The following is a 26,868-nucleotide window of genomic DNA, read 5'->3' as shown; positions in this document are numbered from 1 at the left end:
TAAGGAGTAAGGTAGTGCGGTTCAGCAGTCTCGCAGCGATCGTCGGCTTGGTAGCGTTGGCCTTCACCAGTGGTTGCGGCTACCTGCCCAGTGAAGACAGCGTACGCACGGCCGGCAAGTCCACCGCCCACGCCCGTATCAACGTCAAGCCGCAGACAGTGACTTGCGGCACCCCGGCCCGGGGGTTCCGCAAGCTAGGCTTCAAGGAGGTATTCACCTTCGACCGCAACGCTGACCCGGCCTTCGCCGAGTCCAGCAGGCTGCCGGCCCAGTTTGATGTCTATGCCTACGTCTGGGGCCACCAGGACTGCCGTGCCACCGACTCCTGTGACAAGGGCGACTACTACTGGCTGATCGAGCGCGGCCCGGGCAACGATTTCAGCACCTGGGTAGTGACCCCGCAGTATCCGCACTTCACCATCCAGTCCAGCTGCCGCGGCCAGCTCAAGGTGGGAGAGCGCTACCGCTTCTCGTTCAGTCGCGGCAAGCTGGTGGGGTTCAGTCGCTAGGGCTCACCCGACTTCTTCGGTTTGCGCTGGGGCCAGTTCTGCAGCCCGGCGCTTGAGGTAGCGGTAAATGGCATCCTGGGCGCGGCAGCCCTTGTCACCCTTTCCACAGAAATCAGCAATGCGGGTATTGCTCTGGTCTGCATCCAGCACCCGCGCCTTCTGGTTGTCACACCACTGCGTTTCCATGATTTTTTTCACCGTCTGCCGATGGCGCTCATCGGTGAGCGGGAAAGTCACCTCTACCCGGTGATCCAGGTTACGGGTCATCAGGTCGGCTGACGACAGCCAGATCTGTTCCTCGCCACGGTTGTGGAAGATATAGACCCGCGCGTGTTCCAGGAACTTGTCCACCAGACTGATGACCCGGATATTTTCGGACACATCGCTCACCAGCGAACACATACTGCGCACGATGATGCGCACCTGGACTCCGGCCCTGCCGGCCTGGTAGAGCCGCTCGACCACCTCCTCATCCACCAGGTTGTTGCACTTGAAAAACAATTCAGCGCGCTGACCGTCCCGGGCGGCCTCGATCTCCCGGTCGATGGCCTGCAGTAGAGCTGGACGGTTGGTATAGGGGGAGACGGCGATATTCTGATAGTCCGGGCGCAGGTGCGGCTGCTGCAGGAACTGGAAGACATTGAACGCATCGCGGCCCAACCCCTGATCGCTGGTGAGCAGGCTGAAATCACAGTAGACACGCGCGGTACTCTCATTGAAATTGCCGGTGCCAAAGTGGCTGTAATAACGCACCTCGCCGTCTTCCTCCCGCAGGATCGAGATCAGCTTGCAGTGTACCTTTAGCCCCGGCACTCCGTAGATCACCTCCACTCCCGCATCCTGCAACTCGTTAGACCAGTGGATGTTGGCCTGCTCGTCGAAGCGGGCCTGCAGCTCCACAACCGCCACCACTTTCTTGTTGTTGCGCACCGCATTGACCAGGGCCGCCACCACACGGGAGTTTTTTGCCACCCGGTAGAGGTTGATGCGAATTTCCCGCACTGCGGGATCGATGGCGGCGGAAATGAGGAAGTTGGTGATTGCGCGGAAATCGTGATAGGGGTAATACAGCAACTGGTCGCCGGCGCGCAGCTGGTTGAAGATGCTCTCGCTCTCCGGCAGGGTCGGGATCGGCTTCAGCGGCCGGTAGCGGTGCCTGGCGGAATCCGCCGGGAAACGCATGAAGTCCTTGGAATTATGGTAGCGGCCGCCGGGCGTATAACTGTCGAAACGGCCCATTTTGAGCTTTTTCTTGACCAGGTTGAGCAGCACTTCCGGCATGGCGGCATCGTGGGCCATGCGCACGGGATCCGCCTGCTTACGCTTCTTCAGGGATTTCGCAACACGGTCGACAATGTTCTGCGTGATCCCCTCGCCCAGTTCCAGCTCCGCATCCCGGCTGATCTTGAACATGTACGCTTCCGCCCTGGCGATCGGCAATACATTGCGGAACACCTCCGCCAGGCAGGCACGGATGATATTGTCGAGAACGATGTAGACCTTCTCCTGCTTGCCCTCTCGCGGCGGTATCACCATAAAGCGCGGCAGTGTATCGGTGGGAATCTCCATCGCCGCAAAGCGCTCGCCGCCATCTTCCAGCTGCAGGTAAATGGCAAAGTAAATGCTTGCTTCGTTCAGCAGCGGCATGGTGTCACGGTCATCAATAAAGAAGGGCTCCAGCTCCGGCAGCACTTCACTGTGGAAATAGTTTTCCACGAACTGCCGCTGCCGGGCTGTCAGCTGGGTTTCGTTGACCAGGTGGATATGGTGTTTGTCGAGATCGGACAGCACCTGGGTGTAGGCGGCAAAAGAACGGCGCTGCAGTCGCAATACCCGCTCGTTGATACGGTCGAGCAATTCGGCAAAGTGCTCCTTTTTTTCCTCACCTTTGGCAAAGGTGGCCACGCGCCGTACATCAGCCACGCGCACGCGGAAAAACTCATCCAGGTTGCTGGAAAAAATACCGAGGAAGCGCACGCGCTCGATGATCGGGACCGACTCGTCCTCGACCTCCTGCAGTACGCGCTCGTTGAAAGACAGCCAGCTTAGCTCTTTGGGATACAGGGGCGTATTATCGGCCATGGTTATACTGCTTTGGCATGGATCCGGCCCGGAATGCCGGCAACGGGCCCGGGCGCTTTTGGTCTAAATAGTAGGGCATATTGCTACATTCAGATGAATCTTTCATGACAGGGTGGAAACAGGTGCAAGACACGGAACGCTATGCAGCACTGGATCTCGGCTCAAACAGTTTCCACCTGCTGCTGGCGGAATTTCGCAACCAGCGTATGGTGCGCCTGCATACCGACAAGGCCATGGTACGCCTGGCCGCGGGGTTGGATGAGCAACGCAACCTGGATCCGGCGGTGGCGGAGCGTGCCCTGGAGGCACTGGTGCGCTTCCGCCCGGTACTGACCGGGCTGCCCGGCGACCATGTCCGCGTAGTCGGCACCAACACCCTGCGGGCGGCAGCCAATGCGGACGGCTTCCTGGAACGGGCAGAGGAGATCCTCGGGGTGCCGATTGAAATCATCAGCGGTATCGAGGAGGCGCGGCTGATTTTCAGTGGCGTGCTCGCCGCCGGTGACGGCCCGCCCCGGGCCCGCTGTGTGATCGACATCGGCGGCGGCTCCACCGAACTGGTGCGCGGGGAAGAAAAACCCGCCAAACTGGACAGCCTGTTTATGGGCTGCGTGTCTTACGCCCGTCGGTTCTTCCCGGACGGCGTCATTCGCGACAAGAAAACCAACCATTTCGAGCGCGCTCGCCGCGCCGCGCGGGCGGAACTGCAGGGCCTGCAGCATATGGCAGATGGCGTCGAGGTGGTGGGTGCATCGGGCACGATCAAGTCCGTTGCCCGGGTGCTGAACGACGGCGAGCTGGGTCCGATCGACAGAAAGGCCATCGACCGCCTGGCAGAGCAGGTTGCCTCCGCCAAACATATGGATGACCTCGATCTCAAGGGCCTCGAAGAGGAACGTCGCCCTGTGTTCGCTGCCGGCCTGGCGGTGCTACATGGGATTTTCTGTGAGCTGGACATCAAGGAAATGGCTGTATCGCCCTATGCAATCCGCGAGGGCATCGTCCACGATCTGGCCGGGCGCCTGCATGGTGGCGATCGCCGCGCCGACACCGTCGCCGCGCTGGTGGAGGGCGGCCAGATCGATACCGCCCAGGCCCGCCGGGTCGGCGATACCGCCACGATCCTGCTCTCACGGGTGCTGGGGGAGGCGCCCCGTGCCATGGTACAGCGGCTGCGCTGGGCTGCCGACCTGCACGAGATCGGCCTCGCCCTGTCGCACAGTGCCTTTCGCAAGCTCGGCGCCTATATGGTCGAGAATGCCGACCTGGCCGGCTTCAGCCGGAGTGAACAGGAGCACCTGGCGCACCTGATCTATAACCAGCGCGGCCGTATCAAGCCACCCCGGGAACATTATGGATTCCGCCCCGACCCCAACCTGCTGCTCTGCCTGCGCCTGGCCTGCATTGCCCACCGGGACCATACCGACCGCGATATCGATGAATGGCAGCTGGAAGCGAAGAAAAGCAGTTTCGGTCTGCATATTCCCCAAGCGTGGCTGGACCAGCACCCTGCCATCGAGGACCTGCTCTATCAGGAGGTGGAGCATTGGAAAGACCAGCCCCAGCCACTCAAACTCGAAACACCCTGATACCCGGCAGGCTGCAGGCTGGCCGGCCACTGTCCCCGCCCCCTACAATGAAAAGATATGAAGCTCAGCAACGTTTCCCTAAGCCACCACTACGCCAGTCTCGGTGAGGCCTTCGGTACACCCACTTCGCCGACGCCTTTCGAGCATCCCCGACTGATTCATGTCAATCCGGCGGTGCTGGCACAACTCGGTATCGACGTCAGTGAGGCGGATAATCCCGCCTGGGCAGAGATTGGCTGCGGTGCACAATTACTGCCGGGCAGCCGCCCCTTCGCCATGAAATACACCGGCCACCAGTTTGGCGTCTACAACCCGGAACTGGGCGATGGCCGTGCGCTTCTCCTCGGCGAACTGGATCACGATGGACGCAGCTGGGAACTGCACCTGAAAGGCGCGGGCAAGACACCCTACTCCCGCTTTGGCGACGGCCGTGCGGTGCTGCGCTCCACCATCCGCGAATACCTGGCCGGCGAGGCCCTGCACGGGCTGGGCATCCGCACGACCCGCGCACTGTGTATCGTCGGCAGCGATGAACCGGTGACCCGCGAACGCATCGAATCGGGAGCCATGCTGATCCGCGTGGCAGAGAGCCATGTGCGCTTCGGTCACTTCGAGTATTTCTTTTACACCCGCCAGCTGGAGGCACTGCAGAAGCTGATCGGCCATGTCTGCACACGTTTCCTGCCGGAAGCCGAGCAGCTGGCAGTGGCGGAACAGGCCGAAGCCCTGCTGCACTTCACCGTCGCCCGCAACGCCGAGCTGGTCGCCGCCTGGCAGGCGGTGGGATTTGCCCACGGCGTGCTCAACACCGACAACATGTCGATCATCGGTGATACCTTCGACTTTGGCCCCTACGGTTTTCTCGACGACTACGAGCCCGAGTTCATCTGCAATCACTCGGATCACACCGGCCGCTACGCGTTCGAACAACAACCGGGCGTAGTGCTGTGGAACCTCAACGCCCTGGCCCATGCACTGTCGGCCTTTGTCAGCACGGAAACACTGCGCGACTGCCTGGAGGAATTCCAGCCACGATTAGTCGAGGCCTACGCCACGCGGATGCGTGCCAAACTGGGACTGCAGCAGCCGGAAGACGGTGACCAGCAACTCTGTGCCGACCTGCTGCAACTGCTCGCCGATGGTCGCGCCGATTACACCCTGTTTTTTCGCGCCCTGGCGCATTACCGCGGGGAGCGCCCGGCGGCGGCACTGCAGGAGCTACTGCCAACCGCGCAGCACAGTGCCCTCGAAGAGTGGCTGAACCACTATGACCAGCGCCTGGCCCGTGACGGCGGCGATTCCCGCAGCCGCAACCGCGCCATGCTGACAGCCAACCCCAAGTTCATGTTGCGCAATTACCTGGCACAGCGGGTCATCGAAGAGGCAGAGAATGGCGACTACCGACCGTTGCGCACCCTGTTCACGCTCCTGCAGACCCCCTTCGACGAGCACCCGGATCACGAAACCTGGGCGGCAGCACCGCCGGAGTCCGGCAAACATATGCCGATCAGCTGCTCTTCGTGAAAACGGCACTCCATTACCAGCCGGCCACCTGCTTGCCATTTGATGACGAAGCGCTAATGCCGGCAAACATCTCTTTAAGTGTCTGAAAAAAATGGCACAAAAAACCACATCTCTTCGCCATAAAAAGTCCGAGACGTGGATTTCCCGGCCAGGAGAAAACAATAAGTGCTATAACTGAAACCTGCTGGTCAAACCTGAACCGGCGGGGGCCTGAGAGCGCCAGACAATAAATTCAATAATCAGGGGGCAAGGAGCCATGAGCACAGACCAATGGACCGGGGGTGAAGCCCTGGCCTCGCCAGAGGAATCCAAGGTTGAATCACCACTGAGCGAAGTGGAAACCCGGGTTGAAAGATCAATAGCCTGGGAAGTACCACTATATTTCTGCACATTCGGCCTATATTTCTCGCTTTACCTGTTCCGCCTCACCAGGGAACTGAAATCCCTCACCAGGCAGACTTACACCCCGTGGTTGTGGGTCTTTGTCCCATTCGTTTTCCTCGCCCAGCTGTTTGCCTACCCGGCACTGCTCAGCGGACTGGAAAAAGCAGAAGAGCGCCTCGGACTCAGCAACCCATGGAAATCCTGGGCAGCCCTGTGGGTGCTCGGTATGTGTGCGCTGACGTTCTACTTCAACCTCAACGACAAGTTCGGCTTCTTACCGGCTCTGTTCGTGTTTGCCTACGCACTCTCCTGCGTGCTGTTCGCCGTCCTCCACCAGCGCGTCAACCGGATTCGCAAGCAACTCAGTGATGTGGCTGCGCGCAAAAAGGGCAAGTCTTCATTTACTGTTCTTGAATGGCTCACCGTCATCGTCCTGATGCCTGTGGCTTTTGCCATATTGATATTCATCGGTTTTGAGAAGCAGCTGTTCGGTGGCGAGGTCATCAAGGAGCTGAAAATTGGCGACGTGGTGATGGAGGATGGCTACCCGGTATCCATCAACATTTTATCGAGGGGCTGGAAGCAGGTTGAGGTAGGATCACATTCCGATGGCGACGCCATCATTGAACTCGAGGGACACAATACGGCCACCTACATCCTGGTGTTTCACCATGGATTTGATTCAGACCTCGATGATATCTCCTCATTTCGTGTGAGCCAGGCGCAGGCTTCTCTTACCGGTGCCGAGTGCGACGAAAGCCGCAGCTTCGCGACCAACAATCTGGGCGTCAACTCCACAGTCAAATGCACCGGTGATTACTTCGGCGATCCCTACCAGATTCTCAGTAGAACCATAGAGACCGACCAGGGCTATTTTGAGCTGTACGGGGAGTACTCCGCGGCAAAGCTCAGCTTTCACCGCGGTGTCAACGACTTTCTGGCATTCGAGAAGGAGTTCAGATCACAATGGTAAAAAGCAACCTGACCACCCTTCTTTATGCGCTCGGTCTCAGCACTGGCCTGACTGCCAGCGCGCTGGCAGCAGAATCGCGGCAACTGGCCACCGGTGTCCTGTGGGAAAACCAGGCCAATCCGGAACTCATTGCCATCGCCGAGGGAATCCTGGAGCAGAGTTCCCTTCCGGATGAACTGACCCATATCTACTACCGGAATCATACCCATATTGATAAAGAGACAGTGACGTCGAGGATACAGTCCATCTGGTACTACCCTAACGCCTCTTCCATACAGAGTACGGGTAACGAGATCGTGTCCTTCAACCAGGCCAATGAAACCCTGCGACTCAAGTCCGCGCTCTCTCTGGCCAGTTCCGGTGCCACGGTCCCGTTCCAACCTGATTCGCTGCAGATCATCGACCCGGACAACTACAACACCTTCTCCGATATCAAACACGCCGTGATCGCCATACCGGGCCTGCAAGTCGGGGGCATGAGTATTCTCGAGTACGAGATCACCCTCGACAAAACCACCATGGAGATCCCCTGGTCAGACCTTTTCTTCAACCAGAAGCTGGTGGAGACCCGGGATTACCAGCTGCAGGTCACTCACTCCGGCGACACCAACATCCAGTTTTACAACGGTGGTGCCAGTGTTGACTGTGTCGAGCATGACAACGGGTTTACCTGCTCCGCCGAAAAGATCCCCGCTCTGAAAAAGGATCCCGCCGTTTACTGGTTGGACCAGCAGGACCCGGTCATTGTTACCGAGGGTGACCGGAGCTGGTCTGACATTGCAGGAATCATCAACCGCAAAGTCCGGGCCGCCATCTCGGATTCCGATGCGCTCGACCGGCTCTTCGAAGAAATCACCCATGATAAGGAGACCCTGAGCGAAAAGATCGCGGCCATCCATGAATTCACCGCCCGGGATATTCGCTACAACTCCATGTCAGAGCTGGGTCACCAGTACACTCCCCACTCGGCCGCCCTGACCGCCGCGAACCGCTACGGTGACTGCAAGGATAAATCTGCTCTGCTGATTGCCCTGCTCGAACGGCTGGACCTGAAACCCATCCCGGTTCTGGTCGCGACGGAACGCAAACGCCCCGAAAAGCTGGCCATGCCCTCCCTGGCCTATTTCGATCATATGGTTGTCTGCAGCACCTCGTCAGAGCAGCGCTTCTGTATGGATGCCACTGATGCTTCCACGGACTGGGAGACGATCTCTCCCTGGATTCAGGGCAGTGCGGCCCTGCCGCTGATCGAGGAGGCAAGCCCGATTGCCATCCCCAAACACAAATACCGCTGGCGGATGGAATCCAGTACGACCATTGCCTTCGATTCGAAGGGCGGTCAGCGGGAAGAGAACTCCCGTGTGTACTCAGGTGAGTACGCTGGCCTGATGCGCAATGCGCTGGCCGCGAAATCGGAGGAGGAGCTCGCGCAGTGGGCCCGGCAGGAGTACTCGATGACCGTCTCCGACAGGGCACAGCCCGAATTCCGCTTCGTCGGTATCGAGCCCATGACCAGTGAGCTGGAAATTCACTCCGAGGCGACTTTCGACCCGTTCCTGGATAAGAACTCTGCTCTCACCTACCAGGAACAGGACGCCTGGATGAACAGTGAGCTGCGTAGCATGAAGGTCGAGAATGTTCACTACGGCTATGACTTCCCCGGCCTGAAGGTGAACTCCAGTTTTCATTTTGACCTGGGAACCCTCTGGAAGCTCTCTTTCCCCGGAGCGACACTGGAGCTGGAGCACAAGTATGGCTCTCTGAAGAGACTGCTGGAGAAAACTGCCGATTCGAAGCTGACGGTCAGGTCCTCGCTGCAGATTCCGGCCCAGTTCGTGCCGGCAAACGAAATTGAGGATTTCAATGAGTTTCTCTCCCTTCTCAGGCGGGAAACCAACATTCAGTTCCTGGCGCAGAAGAATTCACAGCCGTGATGCCCCGGCCCGCGCTGGCGGGCCTCCCGGACCGAATCGGAGGGGAGGCATCCACCCTCCTCTGGCGCGCTCCCCGGCAACAATGCAATCGCCGCCAGAGGCTACACTAAAACAAGATTCCTTCTTTACTCAGTGACCTGGTATAAGGTCCGGGTCACATCCTTAAAGGGGCATGCACCATGATGAGAAATCTGCTGCTGGCAGCCTGCTGCCTGCTGTTCGCCGTACAGGCCAGTGCCGCTGATGTACTGGGCAAATGGCGCACCATCGACGATGAGACAGGGCAACCCAAGTCGATCGTCGAGATCTACCAGAAGGGCGGCAAATATTACGGGCGGGTCGTGGATCTGCTGATGAAGCCCGATGACACTGTCTGCGACAAGTGCCCGGGGCCCCGCAAGGGCCAGCCCATCGTGGGCATGGACGTGGTCACCGGCATGGTGAAAAACGGTGATGTATACGAAGGCGGCCAGATTCTGGACCCGAACAAGGGGAAGGTGTACGACTGCAAGTTCTGGCTCGAGGGCAAGGACCGCCTGATGGTGCGCGGCTACCTGGGTTTCTTCTACCGCACCCAGACCTGGTACCGGGTCAACTGAAGCGAGCCCCCATCCACACGATTGAATAGCCCTGCCGGCGGCGGCCATCTCAGGCTGCCGCTTCCTCCTCTCCCCCCGGATTCGCGAGCAGGAATACCAGCGGAATCGCCGCCAGACTCACCCACATCAGCATCTGGAAATCGTTCACATAGGCAATCTCGGCCGCCTGGCGCGATACCTCCTGCACCAGCGCACCCGGCAGCGCCGCCAGGGTCTCTGCATCCAGGTGCTGCCCGGGCAACAGGTGATCCGGCAGCACCAGGCGCTCACCCAGCTGCTGCTGGTTGATCCACAGGTTGCGGGTCAACAGAGCCATGACGATGGAAACCCCGATACTGCTCCCCAGGTTGCGGGACAGGCTAAACAGTGCAGTCGCCTCGCCGCGCAAAGCGGCGGGCAGGGTCGCATAGGCCAGGGTGGAGATAGGCACGAAAACCAGCCCCAGCCCCAGCCCCTGCAGGGCACCGGTCCAGATCAGTGTCGACTGGCTTACCTGCAGGTTGAAGCCCGCCATGACCTGCAGCGACAGGCTGACCAGCAGCATACCGATGATCACCAGCACACGGCCGTCGACCCGGCGCAACAGGCGCCCTACCAGCATCATACCGAGCATTACCCCGATGCCGCGTGGCATCAGCACCAGGCCGGTAGTCACCACCGGGTACCCCTTCCACTGCTGCAGATAGGAAGGCAGCAGTGCCAGGGTGGCCAGCAGGATGATCCCCACCACGAAAATGAACACCAGTCCGGAGACATAGTTGCGGTCCCGGAACAGCGCCGGCGTCAGGAACGGCTCCCGACTGGTAAACGAGTGCACCAGGAACAGCCACAGCCCCAGCGCCGAGGCAATGGCATACAGCTGGATCTCGAGGGATTCGAACCAGTGAACCTGCTCACCACGATCCAGGAGCATCTGCAGCGCGCCGACCGCCAGCGCGATCAGGCCGAAGCCGAGGGCATCGAAGCGCGTCTTCCGGGTTTCATCGGTCGGCAGGTATAAGTAAATACCCACAAACGACAAGATCCCCAGCGGCAGGTTGATATAGAACACCCAGCGCCAGGAGTAGTATTCAGTCAGCCAGCCGCCGAGCGTCGGACCGAGGATGGGCCCGAGCATAACGCCCATGCCCCAGATGCTCATGGCCGAGGCGTGGCGCTCGCGGGGGTAGGCATCCAGCAGGGTCGCCTGGGACAGGGGCACCAGGGCTGCACCGAACACGCCCTGCAACACGCGCCACAGGATCATTTCATTGAGGCTGCCGGCCTGGCCGCACAGCATGGAGGTGACGGTAAAGCCCGCCACGGACCACAGGAACAGGCGCCGACGGCCGAAACGCTGGGACAGGTAGCCTACCGGCAGGGTCATAATCGCCGCGGCGACGATATAGGAGGTCAGCACCCAGGTGATCTGATCACGGCCGGCACCGAGGCTGCCCTGCATATGGGGCAGCGCCACATTGGCGATGGTGGTGTCGAGAACCTGGATCACCGTGGCCAGCATGATACTGGCGGTAATCATCTGCCGGCGCGCGGGGCTCACCGGCTGCGCCGCGTGCATCAGAACAATACCACCCGGCCGCCATCGACACTGCCCGCAGCACGGGCTGAGACCAGCTTCGCGTCTTCACTGGTATCGATGCGCACATGGGCACTCATGCCTGCACGCAGTGTGGGCGCTTCCTTCGCCGGCAGCAGTCGCAGGCGCACCGGTACCCGCTGTACCACCTTCACCCAGTTACCGCTGGCGTTCTGCGGCGGAATCAACGCGAACTCGCTGCCACTGGCCGGGCTGACACTATCCACCTGGGCCTGCCATCGGAACCCCGGATAGGCATCCAGTACCACTTCCGCCTGTTGACCGGCCTGGATATTGGCCAGCTCGGTCTCCTTGAGATTCGCTTCTACCCACAGCCCATCGGTGCCCAGCATGCTGATCAGGCCGACACCGGCGCGGGCCATCTCACCGGGTTGTGGAATATCGTTGGCGATGACGCCATCCATCGGCGCCACGATGCGCGCGCGGGACAGCTGGTAGCGGGCCTTGTCCAGCTTGGCCTGGGCCACTTTCAAATCCGCCTGCTCTTCCAGCGGCAGCTCCGGGTTACCGCCGAGCTCGGCGCGGAGGCTGGCCAGCTTTTCGGTATTGATGGCGATCTGCGCCAAGGCACGATCCAGCTGCTGGCGCGCGTCGTCCAGCTCTGCCTCAGAGAGCGCCACACGGCCCAGTTTCTCGCTGCGGCTCAGCTGGCGGCGGTGATAGTCCGCATCCTTGCGCGCCTGCTCCAGTGCGGCTGCGGATTCGCTGAACTCTGCCCGCCGTGCCAGCAGCTGATTGCGCACCTGCGCCAGATGCGCCTCGGCTTCTGCCACTGCCAGCTGGTACGGCGTCTCGTCCAGCTGTACCAGAAGGTCACCCTTCATCACCTGCTGGTTCGCACGCACGGCCACCTCGGCCACCACGCCGCTGACCTCCGGTGACAGCGACACCTTATCTGCCTTCACGTAGGCGTTGTCAGTCTCGACGCTGCTGCCACCGCCGAACAGGGCCCAGGCCAAAACGGCCAGGGCCACAACGATCCCTGCGCAGAACCCAATCTTGCGTGCCGGCAGCGTTGCCAGTTGTTCTACCACTTGCTCACCCCTAATGATTCAGTCAGGTAACCCCGCCTCAGGCGAGGTTCTCCCGCAGTCTGCCCAGCAACCCCTGTAGCTGCTCCACTTCCGCCAGCGAAAACCCCTCCAGAGCCCTGGCGCGGGTCTCCTTTGCCAGTCCGCGCAGGACTTCCAGCGCCGGCTTGGCCGCCTCGGTCAGGTAAATACGGAAGCAGCGCCGGTCAGCGGGGTCCTGGCGCCGCTCCACCAGCCCCTCTTCCTGCAGCTTGTCCAGCTGCCGCGCCAGGCTGATAGGGGCCACGTCCATCCGCTCGGCCAGCTCCGCCTGTTTCTGCCCCTGCTCCCGCGCCAGGTGCCAGAGGACCTGCCAGCGGGAACGGCTCAGGCCATGGGCTTTGGCCAGCCGGTCAAAATTGCGCCGCAGCAGGTGCGCAGCGCTGTGGAGCTCAAAGCTCATCGCTGCCGCGGACTCGTAGACCGGCTGTTCAGGCTGTTTATCGGTACCCATAGGCCCCCCTTTTTATGAGGGCGCGTATTATAAGCATGCTTATAAAGGGTGCAAGTTGAGCAAATGGGCACAGATATCAGTCAACTGGCTTAATCGCCATGAGATGGCTGGCCCGCGGGACGATTGGAGAGGGGTAGCGGTTGAGGATCTGCCTGAAAGTGGCTATGCGTCAATCGGACTCTTGGGAAAATAGGTCCAGGCCCGGCGGACCACAAGACGTGCGGCTGGCGAGGTGCACGGAAGAACATCTTCTACCACTGCTGCAGAGAGATAAAGGTCAAACTTGCAGCACAAGGAGCCGCGCCAGAAGAGCACAAAGCAAGCAATTAATTGAAAGCCGGTAAGGCCAGAAGAAAAGACCTCGCCCTACCATCTGTAGTCAGTCATCATTTGGCCATCAATACAGCCAATGTCGTCTGAACAACCCAAACACAACTAAAGATGACGACCAATAGCGAAACACCTTTTAATCGCGCCTCTGATACACCCCGCGCGGCATCCCCCATCTTGGCTGGACTCCGCCAAACGACAAAAAGCATGGAGATGTAAACAACTAACGCAATTAATACACCAGAGACCGGCCCAACCATAGCTAAGCCGATCAAAAATGTAATACAACGCCACGTCAAATATAGTATTGCCGCTGCCCGCGAAAAACCGAGACCAAACAGGTATCCAATCGCTGCCCAAAATGATACCCCCATGAGAACCAGCTGTTTGACTGGGATAGCGTCGACCTCTCCCACGAAACCGGTAATGAGCGCCAAATGAGACAGAAATACCAGAAGAAAAAATATCCCTATTAGCGTCTCCCTGTGAAACCCACCCGACTCGCTTCGAACCGTTTCCTTTGAGACCACCTCATCCATGTCTATTTCCTTATGTAGGCAGAGTTGTATTGACTGTTTTCGGGCACGTCCAGTGCATCGCCCACACGCCCCCCTAAAACATCATTGAGACAATGGCGCCTTGCGCAACGCGACAGCTGGAGTCTGCACACTAACATACCGGCCTCCCCTGACTTGTTTAAATGCACTCTCACCAAGCGTCTCCTGATGCTCTGATTGAAGCACAATGATTGCGCTACAGGGTAATTACGCAGCAGCTTGCACCCGATATCGAGGATTAACTCCATAGTCGTTATCCCCCTTAGAACCTGGCATGAACACCAACAGGAGTGCTACTGGGATTTTAATTATTAGAACAAATAAAAGTAAGAAAAACCAACCAGACCAACCGATGTCATGAAATCGCTTTATGGCCGGCGCAAGAAGCGCCAAATATGCTAAAACACCAGTGAGATAGATAATCCAGTAAATTTCTTCTTGCGACACTTCGCCGTTGACAACAGATTCAGATTTCGACAGCGCATAATTCACGCCTAAAAGAATCACTAAAAACCAGGTCAAAACACCGAAAAGCAGAAACCACCTTCTTGGCATCCTTCCAGAAACCGAAAAATATGACCTCCAAAGCATAACCAGCCTCCTTATATTGACGCCTGAATATGGCGCGCGATGCAATCACCCCGCTTGACAGTAATTTTCGAGCTCAGCATACAAGCACGAAAGTGAAGCAAAGCTTGAGGGGTTACCATTCATTCACTATTACATCTAGCCCCACTGCCCTGAAGGAATCTGCTTCGCAATCAGCTCTGCTTCTACAGCGGCTATAATTGCCCTTTGAGCCTCGGATACATCACCCTCAGCACAGGCAACTTCATTGAGCATATGCAATAAGGACTGAACCTGGCTCTCTGTAAATAAGCGTTTTGAAGGCGCCAATATATTCTTTACTTCAGCCTCCATGATCCCAGCCTCACTCAACATATAGCTTGAACTATTAAACAATTCTGCAGCACGAGGCTCATCCAGCTTAAACTCAGATTTAAACAGCTTAACCACATAGCCCTTCAGTTCACGGGTTATTTCCCCCTCTGCTTTTGCCACCGAAACAAGCAAAAGTCCAGCCGCTTCCAATGGTCTTTCAAGCTGGTGCATTGGCTTGGTGCCAAGCTTCTTTTCCCACTTATGCCTACGGAGCCAGAAAAAGGGGTTGAAGGAATTAAGATTGACGCCAGAGTCCTGCAACCGTACCAGCGCCCAAATGAGACCAGCTAAGGCTGTAAGTATTACTATTATTATGTGCATGCTTTAACTTTCCTTATTTAGCAATAATGCCGCCGGCAGGGAAAACTTGCCTTAACTCTTTTTGAACTTTTAATATGAAACCTCTCGGATTTGTTTTATTGTCGGGAGACCCGAAAAAACATCCACCCTTCCTGAGAAATAAGTCATTTTTCCAATACAACCCTGCATTTCAGAGCCCACACTGCTACTCCTGATTTTTTCATCGGGAAAAAGTAACAACCTCAACACATTAGCTGGTGGCTTTAGGTTTTCATGTTCTCTAGACGGGATCAATTCAAGCACGTCACCTCGTGACGGCTTGTGCATATGACCAACAACCAGTACGTGATTGCCATAGTAATCTCCAAACATGCCAACGATCATGGGTACATCAGCAATGATGAATTCGCTCTTACGCTTATCTTCGCAGGCAGATAAAAATAAAACTGAAAGAAATGCAATGAACGGCTGCTTTTTCATGAAATCCTGGTGCCATGACGGCACATATAGTGCCTGCTTTTTTAGGCTCATGCTTTACCTCTCCCAGTGATTACGTCCGGTGGGCGATTTACGGGTGGCTGAAGCGTAGCTTAGGCGAACTCAGCCGAGTCGTTCCCGACGGCGACAGCCGCTCGTAAGGGGTATCCCTCATAACCCTAGTCATCCAGATCTAGGTGGCCATATATATCAAGATCCAGGGGCAGACCAGCTTCTGACAGCCACCCCAAGACTTCACTATCAAGTCCACAGCTACGATTCCAGGCTTCCAGGAAAATCCCAATGGAGATGCTCCCGTTGTACTCCCCTGCAACCTCTCTGATCTTTTCCTTTACTGGATCAAATAACTTAATCAACTCGAGCAGAGTGTCATTGATCTTTATGGGTTGGACTCCGTTAATCTCGTACTCCCAGACTCCTATCTTACTTGGTGAGCTTTTCCGCCTCCTTTTCTCACCCACGCATAGTGACTCTGTCGGGGAAATTCCGAATTTTTCAGTTAAGACTGCTGGGTCTAGCTCCTCACTGCCGAAAATTAGGGAAATAGTAAATCTGTCAACTGGACCACCGACAAACGCATGAGGCCGATACTTCCACATTGGCACAACCACGTCATCATCCATAATGGGCTCCTAACCTTCCAAACACACGCATGCTATTGCGCCTTGGCTTACTTTGTCTTGTCAGCTGTTGATTAGTTTCTCAGCTTCATGGAACAACAGAATCAGTTCGGAAATCACTTCTGGTCCGACATCAAAGCAACCTTTCAAATACACTGGATTACTAGAGCTCTCGCCAAAGTAATAACGATGCAACTGTGCTTCTATTGCCATATGCCCAATAGTATCAGTAGACCTTATCTCAAATAACAGCTGTGGATCGCCCTCAGCATGTGCGGCGTAATCTGGCTGTCGGTATTCAAATAACAGCTCATCTGGACCTCTGCTGCAAAATCTTGCAGCACCCTGCCGCCTATCCTCTAAAGCATATAACGAGTCAATAAAACGATTCAGCTCCTGCTGCGACACGTACACACCACCGTAGGATCCGCGAAAATCCTTGATATTTAGCGTTACGTCCAATTTAACCTCGGAAGCATATGATGACCTTTCCGGTTCGATCTCAATATACTCCATTGCATTACCGATCCTCATCTTCGCACTCTCCAAAACAGCTGACGCCACTCTTTGGGGTGGACTGGGAGCCGCAATGCGGCCGGAAGGCTGCCCCAGCCCCGAGGGGCGATTACAGCCGATTTCAAGCCGCCACTCTAGTCCGTCGGCACTCTAGGCCACCGCACTCTAGGCCAGCGTTACTTTAATCTCATGTCCACGTGCCAAAAACCTCTGGGATACGCTTGTCATTGCGTCTAGCAATAGATTAAAAAATGTTTCGTTATTAGCTGCCCAGCATTCCCTTACTTCCCTGGCCCACTCTTCATTGTCTGGCTCCATTTTTTCGTTGGCCCAGCAGAATAGTACATCGCTCCCTAGATGCCGCTTAGAAATTTCGGAGTTTCTCCATACAATTTCGTACGGAGCCTCCAATCCAAATCCGCCAAAAAGGCAGTCATCAAAACTGTGGAATTCCGACCCGAAGTATCCGCCAGGGCCATTGACTGCCTCTCCAATTGAGCAATAGAAATCCAATGCACTACGAATCAACTCACCAGGGATCTCTACAATGCGGCCCTGTTTTGGTATGCAACTATGGCATGTATCATGAAACCACCTTCTGCAGGCCAATCGGAGCCATTTTTACTTCTATCTGGAGTCCAGGTCGACCCACTGATTCAGCGCTTTTGGTGGAAACTTAACATTTCGCATTATTACCGCCCAGCGCCTCGAAAAGAGGCCGTCGAAGGCACGCCGACATGCTTTGACTCGTTAACTGTCACACCCAATTCTGCAAAAGTGCCCCACTAAGACTTCACTAAACACCCGATATCAGGCCACCATATCCCTCGAACGACGCAAACACCCATATTCGGTATTACATGCCCTTGATCGAGAGTTCGGATATCAACATTCTCTATGAATCTTGTGAAATCCGGCTCGTAGCTCATAGCAAGTCCTGATGCTCTGGAAATTCTTTCAGCGTCGCCCAGGGAGTATGCCGTCACTCCCAACCCATACCCATACTTCGTTTCAAACCAATATCTCGTAAGCATGCTTCTCTGGACAATTAATGCCGTGCGCAGCGGCGGCTTGCCTTGTGTGTTTTTTGCGTGAAACCAGGGGCGTAGTGACTGCACGAAAAACGCATAAGGTATGACGTCGGCCGCCGCATATTGCTAGGCGATTCCCTTTAGTTCTTGTGTCAGGCTCCTGAGCCAACCTTCTTTAAACTCTTGGGTCAATGAAAGCTTTTCGGCGAATTCTCTCTTTTGACTTAAACCAACCGAGTAAATCTGATGGGCCTGCTTAAGCGCCTTTAAGTTTCTTTCCTCTCTCGGCGGCGACATTATTTCTTCACTGCCCCATCGTTCCGGATAATTGGTTTTTGCCACTTTAAACTGGAGATTACCCAAATAATCCCAGAGCCTGCCTGGAACCGATACATTTTTAACTGTTATCTTCGGGTATTTTTCGATCCAATTCGCTTTCTGCTGCCAGCGCCACGTATTAGGACTATTCTTTGCTCTCCAGGTGATCCCTATAAAGCTAAGCTTGCGAACGATAGAAGGAAGATCCTGCCTCTCTTCTTGTGCCCATTTTTTTAGAAACTCAAACAATCCCTCAAATGTACCGCCAGAATCTACGAGGTCTGAGAAACACACACCATTTGGGTTAGAAATAATTTGCTCTGGCGAAATTCTCAACTCACTAAAATGACTTTTTAATGCTCGGTAGGCTATGGGAATCTCTCTTTCTATATCATCAATTTCTCGGAAACGATTAGAGATATTGAGTAAATCAATATTTTACTCAAAGCTCGTCTCCTGAAAAACTCCAGATAGATAGTCATAAATATTTTCGGGAGAGCGACCTACAAAGATTATTTTTTTGCCTGCGGACCTTGACACAATTAGCGAAGCACAATCAGCAATATGCTCGAGATAGCCAGAATATGCAGTCTCTGAATCAATATCGAGCAAGCGACCCAGCTGCTCTCTCTTTGTGATATTCCATCGAAATGGCTTCATTGTGTTCTCATCGCCTAAAGCCGCCAGCAGGTGCAGCTTGCCTTGTGCGCATTTTGCGCAGAAATGGTAACAAAGCGACCGCGCAAAAGGTGCCAAGCCCTGGTCGTCCCGCAGAGAGCCGAAGGGCCGGAGCGCTTCTACTAGTGCTTGTTAGGCTGGAACCCGCCGAACCACCTTTGTACATGCAGAGGAGTCCCAACTAGACAGGCCAGTTTTCACTACTTTCCTCATGGCTACTGCTGACGTGAGCAGGAAGAGTAAAGGTATACCGAACGACAACCCCCTAACCCAAACTAAAAGCGCGCGTTTCCATGCCCTACCCCAAGATATATCTTCCTCGTTGCTGGAAATCACACGAAGGCCAAGCAACATTTTTCCTGGTGTACGCCCCCAGATTTTTGTGCATGGTGCATCTAGCAGCATCATAGCGAAAAAGCCTAGAAGCGCACTGAACAGTAAACTATCTGTAAACTCATCAGAGATTTCACCGCCAAAAAGAACCCACAAAAACCCAAGCAAAAAAGAACCAATGTTTCCAAGTATTACCAGGTCTAACCAGCGCGCAACAATTCGTCGATTAGCTGTGGCCAGTTCAAAATTCTCTCCTGCATCTAAGGTATCTACGGAAGTTGCCATCTGGGGTTCCTTTTTTGATTATTGAAATACATCCATGTACCGCTAAAGCCTAACAGTTTATTTAAATGCCATAGGCTTTATATCTGCATGGCCACTACTTCCTGAGCCAAGCCCTTCGCGCCCCAAAAAATTCATTACATTCAGTGGCTTGCGAGAGACCGATTGGAAATCTACCTGAAATAAGTAGCGGTGGCTTAAGTCGGCTGGTTCGATCGTTGGCAATTGAGCATATTTCGGGATGCTGGAAAGTCAATGACTCAAGAGGGATCTCCCGCCAATAGGAGACCAGGCATTATATTTCGGCCCTGCAGCAATGGAGGCAGGCAATAACGCCCGGTTTTGGGGCGGACTTGTAGCTGCGAAGCAGCGGAAAGGCCGTCCCAGCCCCGCAGGGGCGATAACAGCCGTTTGTTATCTTTGATTAATCTAGCTGCAACTAATTAGCCCCCTATTTTCTAACTGGAACTCAAATGATTCTCCGCCTTCTGGATCCCAGCCATTTTTCTTGGCCATCATCGAGATTTCTTTGACCCAACTTGGAGTCATTGGCCCTACGCTCGAATTTCCCGGTTCATCCCAAAGCCAGTAAAAACCATCAACTTCTCTTGTAACTCTTACTGTAAGTGCACCACCAAAACCCTGAACAATTAGCTTTGCATAAGGAAGCGAATCGTTTTCACTTAGAACCCAGCGGCATTTTGAACCACTAATATCTATTGGTCGTGTACCTTTATTGGGCAAACTCATCCAAATGCGCTCTTCAGAGATAACGCCCAGCGCAGGCGCAGCCCGCGCGAAGCGCCTTTTGTGTTAATGTTTGAGCGCCAGCGAGGAACACAAAAGGTGCGTAGTGTTGGCTGTCGCCCTGCCGCTGCTTGTTATGAGTTTCATACCACCACATGACACGCGTCACAACGTCCAGTGCCCCAATACACATTTTCGTTCAGTTGTTCTCCACAGTTTGGGCAGGATGATGGCTCTCCATCCTCTGTATCATAGAACCACCAATAGTAAGTAGGCCAACTACTCGTAAGCTCTGAAGCAAGCTTCATCCCTGTAAGGTTTACTTGGCCAGTACGATCTAGCAACCTCTCCTTTGCATAGTTCTCGTATTCACCAGAATCTAACCAAAGCTCATAAAGCGCACCGAACACTCTAAAACAGCTCGCGATATCATCCGCCATTCTCGCGGAAAGGTTTAAGCGTTCAGGATCTACTTCTTTCCGGCACTTGAAGCAATTTATAGGATTATCCGTCTGCATATAGACAAGTAGTAGCCTATCAATTTGCTCGCATTCACAGACGTCTATGTCCGTAAACGGCCGCAACCTTACGTACTTAGCCATATTGACTCATAACGAGCCTGTAGAAAAACAGATTTACCACCTGATAATTCGCTGGCTCTATTCTTAATGATTTGCCTGACCAAGATTTAACCACATCCATTTTACATAATCACTCATTCAACGTCATCGTGCTGATTTTCACGCAGACGAGTGTGGATATCTCTGTGAATCAGTGAATCGCCCCATATCTCATCAACTTCTCGATGTTGTGTATCAAGCAAAAGAGTCGCCACTGCCCCTGAACCTTCTCTTTGCCACGCAGAGAGAAGCGGTTCAAGCGCTTGTTCGTACCAATGTTCCCGAAGACGGGCTCCACCACTGACATTCTGTGGCTGTAAATTGTCTTGCCCTCGAGACTATCCACCCGCTTTTTCATCCAGTCGGTCGCCGTGCGCCCATTGGTCCAGGTAGTGGATACCTGGCGCCCATGTCCATCACGGGTATCGGCAGAACTGGGGTTGCGCATGCACTGGTGTTTCAGGTGGCAGTGACGGCAGTCTGTCAGGCGACCTTCAAAGAAGAGTTTACGCTTGCCCTCGCTCACTCGCTCCTCTCTATAGAGAAGTAGCTCTTTGCCCGCTGGACAGACACAGGTCTTCCGACGCTTGTCGAACTGGAATTCGCTCGCGGGAATTACCTGCTTCACGCCAACCAACGTATCGCGGTGGCGCTTGCCGTGCTTCTCTTTTTGTCTGGCGAAGGCTTTGTCCCGGGAGCGAAACTGATTGTCGGGGATAAAGGCATTGATGCCTTCAACCTTCAGATACTCGTTGTTGGCTTCATTGGAGAACCCGGTATCGGCGGTAACGATGACCTGCTCCGCAAGAATGTTGTTGTAAATCCCGGCTTTGCGATAGCGGACGGTGAGCCCGTCAAGTACAGGCTTTAAAGTATGGTGTTCCTGCCCCTCACCGAATGCCTGGGCCTCGACAATGATCTGGTGCTTCTTGTCCACCGCCGCAACACCGTTGTAGCCCTGGATGGTGCCCTTGCTGGTGGTCATCTTGGCCGACTCGTTGTCGGTGATATTACTTTTGACTTCTTTTGGTTGTTTGCCTTGCCCCATCCTTGGGGCTGCCGTCTTTAGGAACTGATCGATCTTGTCGAAGTGTTTCTGGAGGGTTTCGGTGGCCTGTGCCAGACGCTGCTTACGCTCGCGCTCAGCGGGTTTGCGGCCATCGAGCTTCTTATGCTCTTTCAGGCAGTGCTGGATCTTCTTGCGGATCTTTGTCCGCTTCGCCTCCAGTTCCTTGAAGGTACCCGAGTGCTCCTTGCTGGCATTCGAAGACATCTTGCAGCCATCGATCGCAAACAGCTCATTACCCAGCAGTCCCTGCTGATCACAGACCATCAGTACCTGCTCAAATATCGCCTCTATCGCATCGGGATAGCTGCTGACAAAGCTGGCAATACTGTGCGGCACCGAGTCACAGGACAGCGCCTTGAAGATAATGTTGTGCTCGCACTGCCACTGGATCTCGCGGCTGGAAGTAATGCCCTTGGAGTATGCAAACAGGATGATCTTGAGCAAAATCGCCGGATCGTAGGCCGAGCGGCCGCCGGTATCATTCCGGTACTTGTCGTAGAAGGCGGAGAGATCGATATGGTTGTCGATGAGGTGATGGAGGGTAAATTCGAAGGTGCCAGGGTGCAACTGTTCTTCGAAATTGACCACAACCATCACGTCTTGGTTGTAGTTGTACCGCTTGAAGTTGGGCATGGCGGAGATCCCGTTTTATGATCCGCCAACTCTACCAAAAAACACTGGGTTTACAGGATTTTTCTACAACCAGAACGCCCGCAGCAGGGGCGACCAATGCTATGCACATTTTGTGCGAAACTGGGAGCGCAGCGACCGCACAAAATGTGCATAGCGTTGGGCGTCCCGCGGAGGCCCGAAGGACCGGAGCATCCTGCCTGCGATTGTTATAAATTGTGTGTATTCACAGTGCCACCACAATGAATGCACTGAACTTCTCCGCTAAACCAAACAGCGACTACTTTGCCCCAACCTCCAGTGGTTGCCGGATGCGGATGATTAAAGCCCTGAACGGTTAAGCACTTTCTACAATATGGACATCGGACGAAGAATGCTAAAACCAGATGAGTAAGCACTGATGCTCCGAATACACCAACAATCAAAATCAATGGAAATATGCTCGCGCCTTCTGGCAGATACATTTTTGCATACGCAAGCCATGCAAAGAACGACAGTATTGCCAACCATGATACATAAACACTCAATGCATTTAGCTTTCCCAGCACGATATTTTCTCTCTACCTCAGAAATTTATAACGCCCGGCTTTGGAGCGGACTTGCAACGGCGCAGCCGCGGAAAGGCCGTCCCAGTCCCAACGGGGCGACAACAGCCGATTGTTATAGGTTACTCGGCAAGCGACCACTCTTTAGCCTGCTTAGTCGCATTATCAATATCCGAGCCACTTAACTCGCTCTTCAACTTTATGAGATCAGTTTGGCAGCCAGCATAATCTGACTTAGAGCAAAGATAGTACCACTTGTACGCGCTAACTTTATCTCCAAGCTCCATAGCCACGCTGCCAAGCATTGCGAAACCATATCCATACCCTTCGTAGCCTGAGCGAGCATACCGCAGATACCAGTGCTCAGCTTTGTGTAAATCCTTAGTTTCACCAGCTAGATGCAGGTGACCTAGTGCCAGTAACGCGCCATCAAAGCCGCGTTCAGCGCTGAGAGTGCACCAGTTCACTGCCTTTACATAGTCTTTTTCGTTCATTGCATCCCAGCATTTAGAATATTCGTATTGGCCATCAGCAAGAGCGACTAGAGACAACAAAGAAGCAAAAACGCCGAAAATATGTTTCATAATTTTAAACGTATAACGCTTTACTCAGCGGCGTTTTGGTTGAAGAGGAGTTTTGGCGTACAGTGGCGAAGCCACGCCAAAACGGAGCGTAGACCAAAACGTCAGCTGGAGTAACTTGTTATGCATTGCTCTCGATTCTTGATGTTATCAAATAATTACATTTATCTTTTAGCCTAGGAAACTTTTCAGCTACCGCATTTAGCTGGTCTACCATCTCTTTTAAATCTAAGAATGGATATGTATCCAAATGAAGTGCAATCGATATTTTTCGCTCGTCACTACACTCAATGATCCATTTTTCAGTTTCCCTGGATATAGCTGCTCCATTATCTGATGTTGACCATATTAATATGCTATATAAATCAGCAACCACTTTCCACGGAACAGTTGAGTCGATTTCGCTGTATAAACGGTTTGTTAAGCCGTCTTCTCCACAAGACTCTACGATTTGGCCTACTAAATCGTAGCTTTTATCGTATTCCTCATTTTCTAAAGCTATACACTCTAGAGTTTCTTTTAGTAGTTTATCCATGGCACTTAGATGCATAACGCCCACGGCAGGGGCGGATTACCTTGTGCGCGATTTGCGCGAAAATGGGAGCGAAGCGACCGCGCAAAACGTGCATAAGGTAAGCCGTCCCGCCGAGGCCCGAAGGGCCGTAGCTTCACTGCCCGTGATTGTTAGGTTTTGGGCCGCTGAGCTCCGGCGTACGTTTTATATACATAGCTGAAAAGGATGTTATAGATTTCCTCATCTTCCGATCCACCATAATCAAGCTCCATAATCATTCGTACTAACGTATCAGGATCACCCGGTGGATTCTCTAGGATACTCAAATAATCTTTCGACGAAAGACAGCAGCCATATTTAGCACAAATAGTTCCTAGTAGATCTTCTAAAACATGGACAGGCAGCACTACTGGATCTTTCTTAAGCTCTTCAATAAATTCATGCTGTTTCAACCGCTTCTCGGACTTTTCTCTCTGCGATCTGCTCATTCTCGATTGAAACCTAACGCCCGGCTTTGGGGCGAACTTGGAGCCGCAAAGCGGCGTAAAGGCCGTCTCAGCTCCGCAGGAGCGATAACAGCCGCTTGTTATGAATTACTCGAAACTCCACAGTGTTTCCAAAAAAGTCTTTGGCCTATCGAAATGTGCCTTTACGTCTTCTTGATGATCCAAAGACCATGAAATTATTTCTTTAACCAATTTTGGTCCAAATTCCAGGTCTAATTTGGGCGCTTCCACCCACATTGGGCGGTCAGCGTCAGAAACAGCTTTAAATTCACTTCCAATTACCACCAATACTGGATGCGGCCCAGCCAATTCGTAATGCACGATAAACTGCTTGTCTTCTGAGTAAATCCTAAGCCAATACTCATCTTTGATATACCAATAATACAAGCGGCTCTCATAGAATAACTTTCTTCTTCCTTTGCCTTTCGATGCCATAGGTCTACTTAAAAGTCATAACGCCCGGCACAGCGGGGAAATTGGAGCGAGGAACGAGCGGAAATTTGATCCGCTTGCTGCCGCTTGTTATGAAAGCCCATAGACCAGCCCAACCACTATAAAAATACCGCTAACGACCCCGAGAGCTCGATGAACCTGCATGAGCTTTGGGCTGCGCTTTACAAGAAACGCCAAGTAAGAGCCAAGCCAAGCAATAAGCCCAAGTATGCCTAGGTTCACTAAAATTGCTGCAATCCCCTCAACCTCATATGCATTCCCAAACTTGTCGCCATACACAGCCCTACTAGATAGCAGGTTATCGAACGTAAGGAAAATCAGAAGGCCCACCACGAAGAGAACAGGGATCATTCCGACCATATATATCAAGCGGGGTCGTTTACTCATATTCATAACGCCCGCCGCACAGGCGAGCAACTTGTTGCGAGTCCAAAGCGCAAAGCGCGCATTTGTGCCGGCGCTTGTTATGGATCCCGGTCATCGAGTAATCCTTTGATAGTTGCCACTATCATAAAGAAAGTGATCAAAATAAACGCGGCAACTATTGCATGGGCAATCGGAGCTCCTACTTTTGCACCTTTTGCTTCCAGCAATCCATTTTCAGCAACATCGAGATACAACACAAAACAAACAAAAACCCCAAAGACTGAGGTTCCGATCATCTTTCTTTGGGCATATATCTTTCGCCCTAAGACAGCCTCCAAGAAGCCAGGAGAGCTAGGAGCCAACTTACGATTTAGACCCCTCCTCCGCCAACGCCTATCTTTCATCGCCGTCATTCAAGATCCATAACGCCCACGGCAGGGGCGGCTTACCTTATGCGCGATTTACGCGAAAATGGGAGCGAAGCGACCCGCGTAAAACGTACATAAGGTAAGCCGTCCCGCGGAGGCCCGAAGGGCCGCAGCTTTACTGCCCGTGATTGTTAGAGTTTGGCAGTGCTCGTAGTTGTGGAGCTATCTTCGGGTCTTCCAGGCCAAAAAACTAGCAGCACCATTGCGATTATGCTGAGGTATGGGATAAATACCGATACAGCAAGCCAGCCATTTAAACCTATATCCCGCAACCTCTTCACAGCTGGAGCTAAAGCTACCAAACCTGTCAAAGCGTAAATTAAATAAACAGCAACTTCACCAGCAATGTCGCCTAAGACAAGGCCCATGTCATACATAGCAATTAAGGTGATAAATAGAATCGTTGAAAATACGATTGGGACGATTGCGCCGAAAAGTACATAGGACTTTCGATTTATTTTACCACTCAAGTTGAAGTACGGTGAGTTCATAAATTTCCTCCATGAAAACTCTAACGCCCGCAACAGGGGCGACCAATGCTATGCACCTTTTGTGCGAAATTGGGAGCGCAGCGACCCGCACAAAAGGTGCATAGCGTTGGGCGTCCCGCGGAGGCCCGAAGGGCCGTAGCATACTGCCTGCGTTTGTTAAGTGTTTACAGCGCACGGTAATGAACATCTATGTTATGAGATGTTGCCTTGTATTCAGTGCCTTGCTTTTGGAAACAAACTTTCCGAACTTCTTTTTCTTCGTAGTTTTTACCACCAACTACTGTTTTTCCAATTGTAGAAGTACTACCGCAAAAGGATGTTTCATCGCTGGACTCAATAGTTGTATCTTCAGATTTGGAGCGTGGCAATGAGCTAGGTTTTCCAACCGCCTTCATTGACGCCAGTAATTGATTTTTGGATACAGACCTTGTATCCGAACCCATGCCTGGCACATGCAACGTTTGGCTTATTCTGTAGCTTTCACTGAGCCAAGGAGAAAACTTTGTAACATCATTACTCATGTATGCCTCTTCGAACTGCAGATAGACAGAAACTCTCTCTTCTTCTGCTTGAACGAAAGCTGATAATAATAATGTTCCTAATAGTAATTTCTTCATATTCTCTCTTACACTTAACGCCCGGCTCACCGGGTAAATTTTTGATGGCGGCTTTTGTGCGGCTTTATGCACAAAAGGTGACAGCGGAAATTTATCCGGTGCAGCCGCTTGTATGACCTAATTCCCTAAAAATCCGGTAAGGTGAGGCCCGTAACTTGCCACGAACAAGTTACCGGTGTGG

28 protein-coding genes are annotated in these 26,868 nt (G+C 53.7%); 6 read left to right on the top strand and 22 right to left on the bottom strand.

Annotation, left to right across the window (positions count from 1 at the left end; all coding sequences use genetic code 11):
• Nucleotides 1-14: 14 nt before the first annotated feature.
• Nucleotides 15-509 carry a hypothetical protein gene (locus LVD12_RS07120; protein WP_237066918.1) on the top strand — a complete coding sequence of 165 codons (495 nt, stop codon included), beginning with the start codon at nucleotides 15-17 and terminating at the stop codon, nucleotides 507-509.
• A gap of 3 nt (nucleotides 510-512) precedes the next feature.
• Here the strand turns inward: LVD12_RS07120 and ppk1 are convergent, their stop codons facing one another.
• Entirely contained in the window at nucleotides 513-2,591 is a 2,079-nt protein-coding gene (gene ppk1 / locus LVD12_RS07115; protein ID WP_237066916.1) for a polyphosphate kinase 1, read from the bottom strand.
• A gap of 104 nt (nucleotides 2,592-2,695) precedes the next feature.
• Between ppk1 and LVD12_RS07110 the strand changes: the two genes are divergently transcribed.
• The 5 genes from LVD12_RS07110 (at nucleotide 2,696) to LVD12_RS07090 (ending at nucleotide 9,594) form a co-directional block, all read left to right on the top strand.
• The gene (locus tag LVD12_RS07110) at nucleotides 2,696-4,180 is read left to right on the top strand and encodes a Ppx/GppA phosphatase family protein (protein ID WP_237066914.1); all 1,485 of its coding nucleotides are present in this window, start codon (nucleotides 2,696-2,698) and stop codon (nucleotides 4,178-4,180) included.
• A 57-nt stretch (nucleotides 4,181-4,237) separates the two neighbouring features.
• Complete coding sequence (locus tag LVD12_RS07105) at nucleotides 4,238-5,704, top strand: protein adenylyltransferase SelO (protein WP_237066912.1); 1,467 nt, start codon at nucleotides 4,238-4,240, stop codon at nucleotides 5,702-5,704.
• A 256-nt stretch (nucleotides 5,705-5,960) separates the two neighbouring features.
• On the top strand, nucleotides 5,961-7,061 hold the full coding sequence (locus tag LVD12_RS07100) for a hypothetical protein (RefSeq protein WP_237066910.1): 1,101 nt from the start codon (nucleotides 5,961-5,963) through the stop codon (nucleotides 7,059-7,061).
• Complete coding sequence (locus LVD12_RS07095; protein WP_237066908.1) at nucleotides 7,055-8,995, top strand: DUF3857 domain-containing protein; 1,941 nt, start codon at nucleotides 7,055-7,057, stop codon at nucleotides 8,993-8,995. The genes LVD12_RS07100 and LVD12_RS07095 overlap by 7 nt, the downstream gene beginning before the upstream one ends.
• 179 nt (nucleotides 8,996-9,174) lie before the next feature.
• Nucleotides 9,175-9,594, top strand: a complete 420-nt coding sequence (locus tag LVD12_RS07090) for a DUF2147 domain-containing protein (protein ID WP_237066906.1) — start codon at nucleotides 9,175-9,177, stop codon at nucleotides 9,592-9,594.
• Between the two features lie 49 nt (nucleotides 9,595-9,643).
• On the opposite strand, the gene LVD12_RS07085 is transcribed toward LVD12_RS07090, so the two are convergent.
• The 21 genes from LVD12_RS07085 to LVD12_RS06990 form a co-directional block, all read right to left on the bottom strand.
• Nucleotides 9,644-11,152, bottom strand: a complete 1,509-nt coding sequence (locus LVD12_RS07085; protein ID WP_237066904.1) for a DHA2 family efflux MFS transporter permease subunit — start codon at nucleotides 11,150-11,152, stop codon at nucleotides 9,644-9,646.
• Complete coding sequence (locus tag LVD12_RS07080; protein WP_237066902.1) at nucleotides 11,152-12,225, bottom strand: HlyD family secretion protein; 1,074 nt, start codon at nucleotides 12,223-12,225, stop codon at nucleotides 11,152-11,154. The genes LVD12_RS07085 and LVD12_RS07080 overlap by 1 nt, the downstream gene beginning before the upstream one ends.
• A gap of 37 nt (nucleotides 12,226-12,262) precedes the next feature.
• Entirely contained in the window at nucleotides 12,263-12,715 is a 453-nt protein-coding gene (locus tag LVD12_RS07075) for a MarR family winged helix-turn-helix transcriptional regulator (RefSeq protein ID WP_237066900.1), read from the bottom strand.
• 386 nt (nucleotides 12,716-13,101) lie between these two features.
• Nucleotides 13,102-13,584, bottom strand: coding sequence for a hypothetical protein (locus tag LVD12_RS07070; RefSeq protein WP_237066899.1), 483 nt, complete (start codon nucleotides 13,582-13,584; stop codon nucleotides 13,102-13,104).
• Between the two features lie 225 nt (nucleotides 13,585-13,809).
• On the bottom strand, nucleotides 13,810-14,193 hold the full coding sequence (locus LVD12_RS07065) for a DUF805 domain-containing protein (protein ID WP_237066896.1): 384 nt from the start codon (nucleotides 14,191-14,193) through the stop codon (nucleotides 13,810-13,812).
• A gap of 135 nt (nucleotides 14,194-14,328) precedes the next feature.
• On the bottom strand, nucleotides 14,329-14,865 hold the full coding sequence (locus tag LVD12_RS07060; protein ID WP_237066894.1) for a TerB family tellurite resistance protein: 537 nt from the start codon (nucleotides 14,863-14,865) through the stop codon (nucleotides 14,329-14,331).
• 69 nt (nucleotides 14,866-14,934) lie between these two features.
• Complete coding sequence (locus LVD12_RS07055; protein ID WP_237066892.1) at nucleotides 14,935-15,375, bottom strand: hypothetical protein; 441 nt, start codon at nucleotides 15,373-15,375, stop codon at nucleotides 14,935-14,937.
• Nucleotides 15,376-15,500: 125 nt separating this feature from the next.
• On the bottom strand, nucleotides 15,501-15,965 hold the full coding sequence (locus LVD12_RS07050) for a DUF4279 domain-containing protein (protein WP_237066890.1): 465 nt from the start codon (nucleotides 15,963-15,965) through the stop codon (nucleotides 15,501-15,503).
• Nucleotides 15,966-16,025: 60 nt separating this feature from the next.
• Complete coding sequence (locus LVD12_RS07045) at nucleotides 16,026-16,478, bottom strand: hypothetical protein (RefSeq protein WP_237066888.1); 453 nt, start codon at nucleotides 16,476-16,478, stop codon at nucleotides 16,026-16,028.
• Nucleotides 16,479-16,643: 165 nt separating this feature from the next.
• Nucleotides 16,644-17,087: a barstar family protein gene (locus tag LVD12_RS16250; RefSeq protein ID WP_439651333.1), complete on the bottom strand. Its 444-nt coding sequence runs from the start codon at nucleotides 17,085-17,087 to the stop codon at nucleotides 16,644-16,646.
• Nucleotides 17,088-17,635: 548 nt separating this feature from the next.
• Nucleotides 17,636-18,076 (bottom strand): hypothetical protein, encoded by a 441-nt coding sequence (locus LVD12_RS07040; RefSeq protein ID WP_237066886.1) that lies wholly within the window; start codon nucleotides 18,074-18,076, stop codon nucleotides 17,636-17,638.
• 561 nt (nucleotides 18,077-18,637) lie between these two features.
• On the bottom strand, nucleotides 18,638-19,123 hold the full coding sequence (locus LVD12_RS07035; protein WP_237066884.1) for an RDD family protein: 486 nt from the start codon (nucleotides 19,121-19,123) through the stop codon (nucleotides 18,638-18,640).
• A gap of 426 nt (nucleotides 19,124-19,549) precedes the next feature.
• Nucleotides 19,550-19,870, bottom strand: a complete 321-nt coding sequence (locus tag LVD12_RS07030; RefSeq protein ID WP_237066882.1) for a hypothetical protein — start codon at nucleotides 19,868-19,870, stop codon at nucleotides 19,550-19,552.
• A 768-nt stretch (nucleotides 19,871-20,638) separates the two neighbouring features.
• Nucleotides 20,639-22,189, bottom strand: coding sequence for a transposase (locus LVD12_RS07025; protein WP_237066880.1), 1,551 nt, complete (start codon nucleotides 22,187-22,189; stop codon nucleotides 20,639-20,641).
• A 664-nt stretch (nucleotides 22,190-22,853) separates the two neighbouring features.
• Nucleotides 22,854-23,315 carry a hypothetical protein gene (locus LVD12_RS07020; RefSeq protein ID WP_237066878.1) on the bottom strand — a complete coding sequence of 154 codons (462 nt, stop codon included), beginning with the start codon at nucleotides 23,313-23,315 and terminating at the stop codon, nucleotides 22,854-22,856.
• Between the two features lie 118 nt (nucleotides 23,316-23,433).
• Nucleotides 23,434-23,847 (bottom strand): hypothetical protein, encoded by a 414-nt coding sequence (locus LVD12_RS07015; protein WP_237066876.1) that lies wholly within the window; start codon nucleotides 23,845-23,847, stop codon nucleotides 23,434-23,436.
• Between the two features lie 149 nt (nucleotides 23,848-23,996).
• Entirely contained in the window at nucleotides 23,997-24,278 is a 282-nt protein-coding gene (locus LVD12_RS07010; protein ID WP_237066874.1) for a hypothetical protein, read from the bottom strand.
• A 141-nt stretch (nucleotides 24,279-24,419) separates the two neighbouring features.
• The gene (locus tag LVD12_RS07005; RefSeq protein ID WP_237066872.1) at nucleotides 24,420-24,767 is read right to left on the bottom strand and encodes a hypothetical protein; all 348 of its coding nucleotides are present in this window, start codon (nucleotides 24,765-24,767) and stop codon (nucleotides 24,420-24,422) included.
• A 482-nt stretch (nucleotides 24,768-25,249) separates the two neighbouring features.
• Entirely contained in the window at nucleotides 25,250-25,564 is a 315-nt protein-coding gene (locus LVD12_RS07000; RefSeq protein ID WP_237066870.1) for a hypothetical protein, read from the bottom strand.
• 146 nt (nucleotides 25,565-25,710) lie between these two features.
• Nucleotides 25,711-26,070 carry a DUF805 domain-containing protein gene (locus LVD12_RS06995; RefSeq protein ID WP_237066868.1) on the bottom strand — a complete coding sequence of 120 codons (360 nt, stop codon included), beginning with the start codon at nucleotides 26,068-26,070 and terminating at the stop codon, nucleotides 25,711-25,713.
• 164 nt (nucleotides 26,071-26,234) lie between these two features.
• Nucleotides 26,235-26,687, bottom strand: a complete 453-nt coding sequence (locus LVD12_RS06990; protein ID WP_237066866.1) for a hypothetical protein — start codon at nucleotides 26,685-26,687, stop codon at nucleotides 26,235-26,237.
• Nucleotides 26,688-26,868 lie beyond the last annotated feature (181 nt).

Origin of the sequence: Microbulbifer guangxiensis (assembly GCF_021729075.1) — a bacterium.
GTDB lineage: Bacteria > Pseudomonadota > Gammaproteobacteria > Pseudomonadales > Cellvibrionaceae > Microbulbifer > Microbulbifer guangxiensis.
The sequence above is the reverse complement of the archived record's forward strand: the minus strand, read 5'-3'. Positions and strand labels throughout refer to the sequence as shown.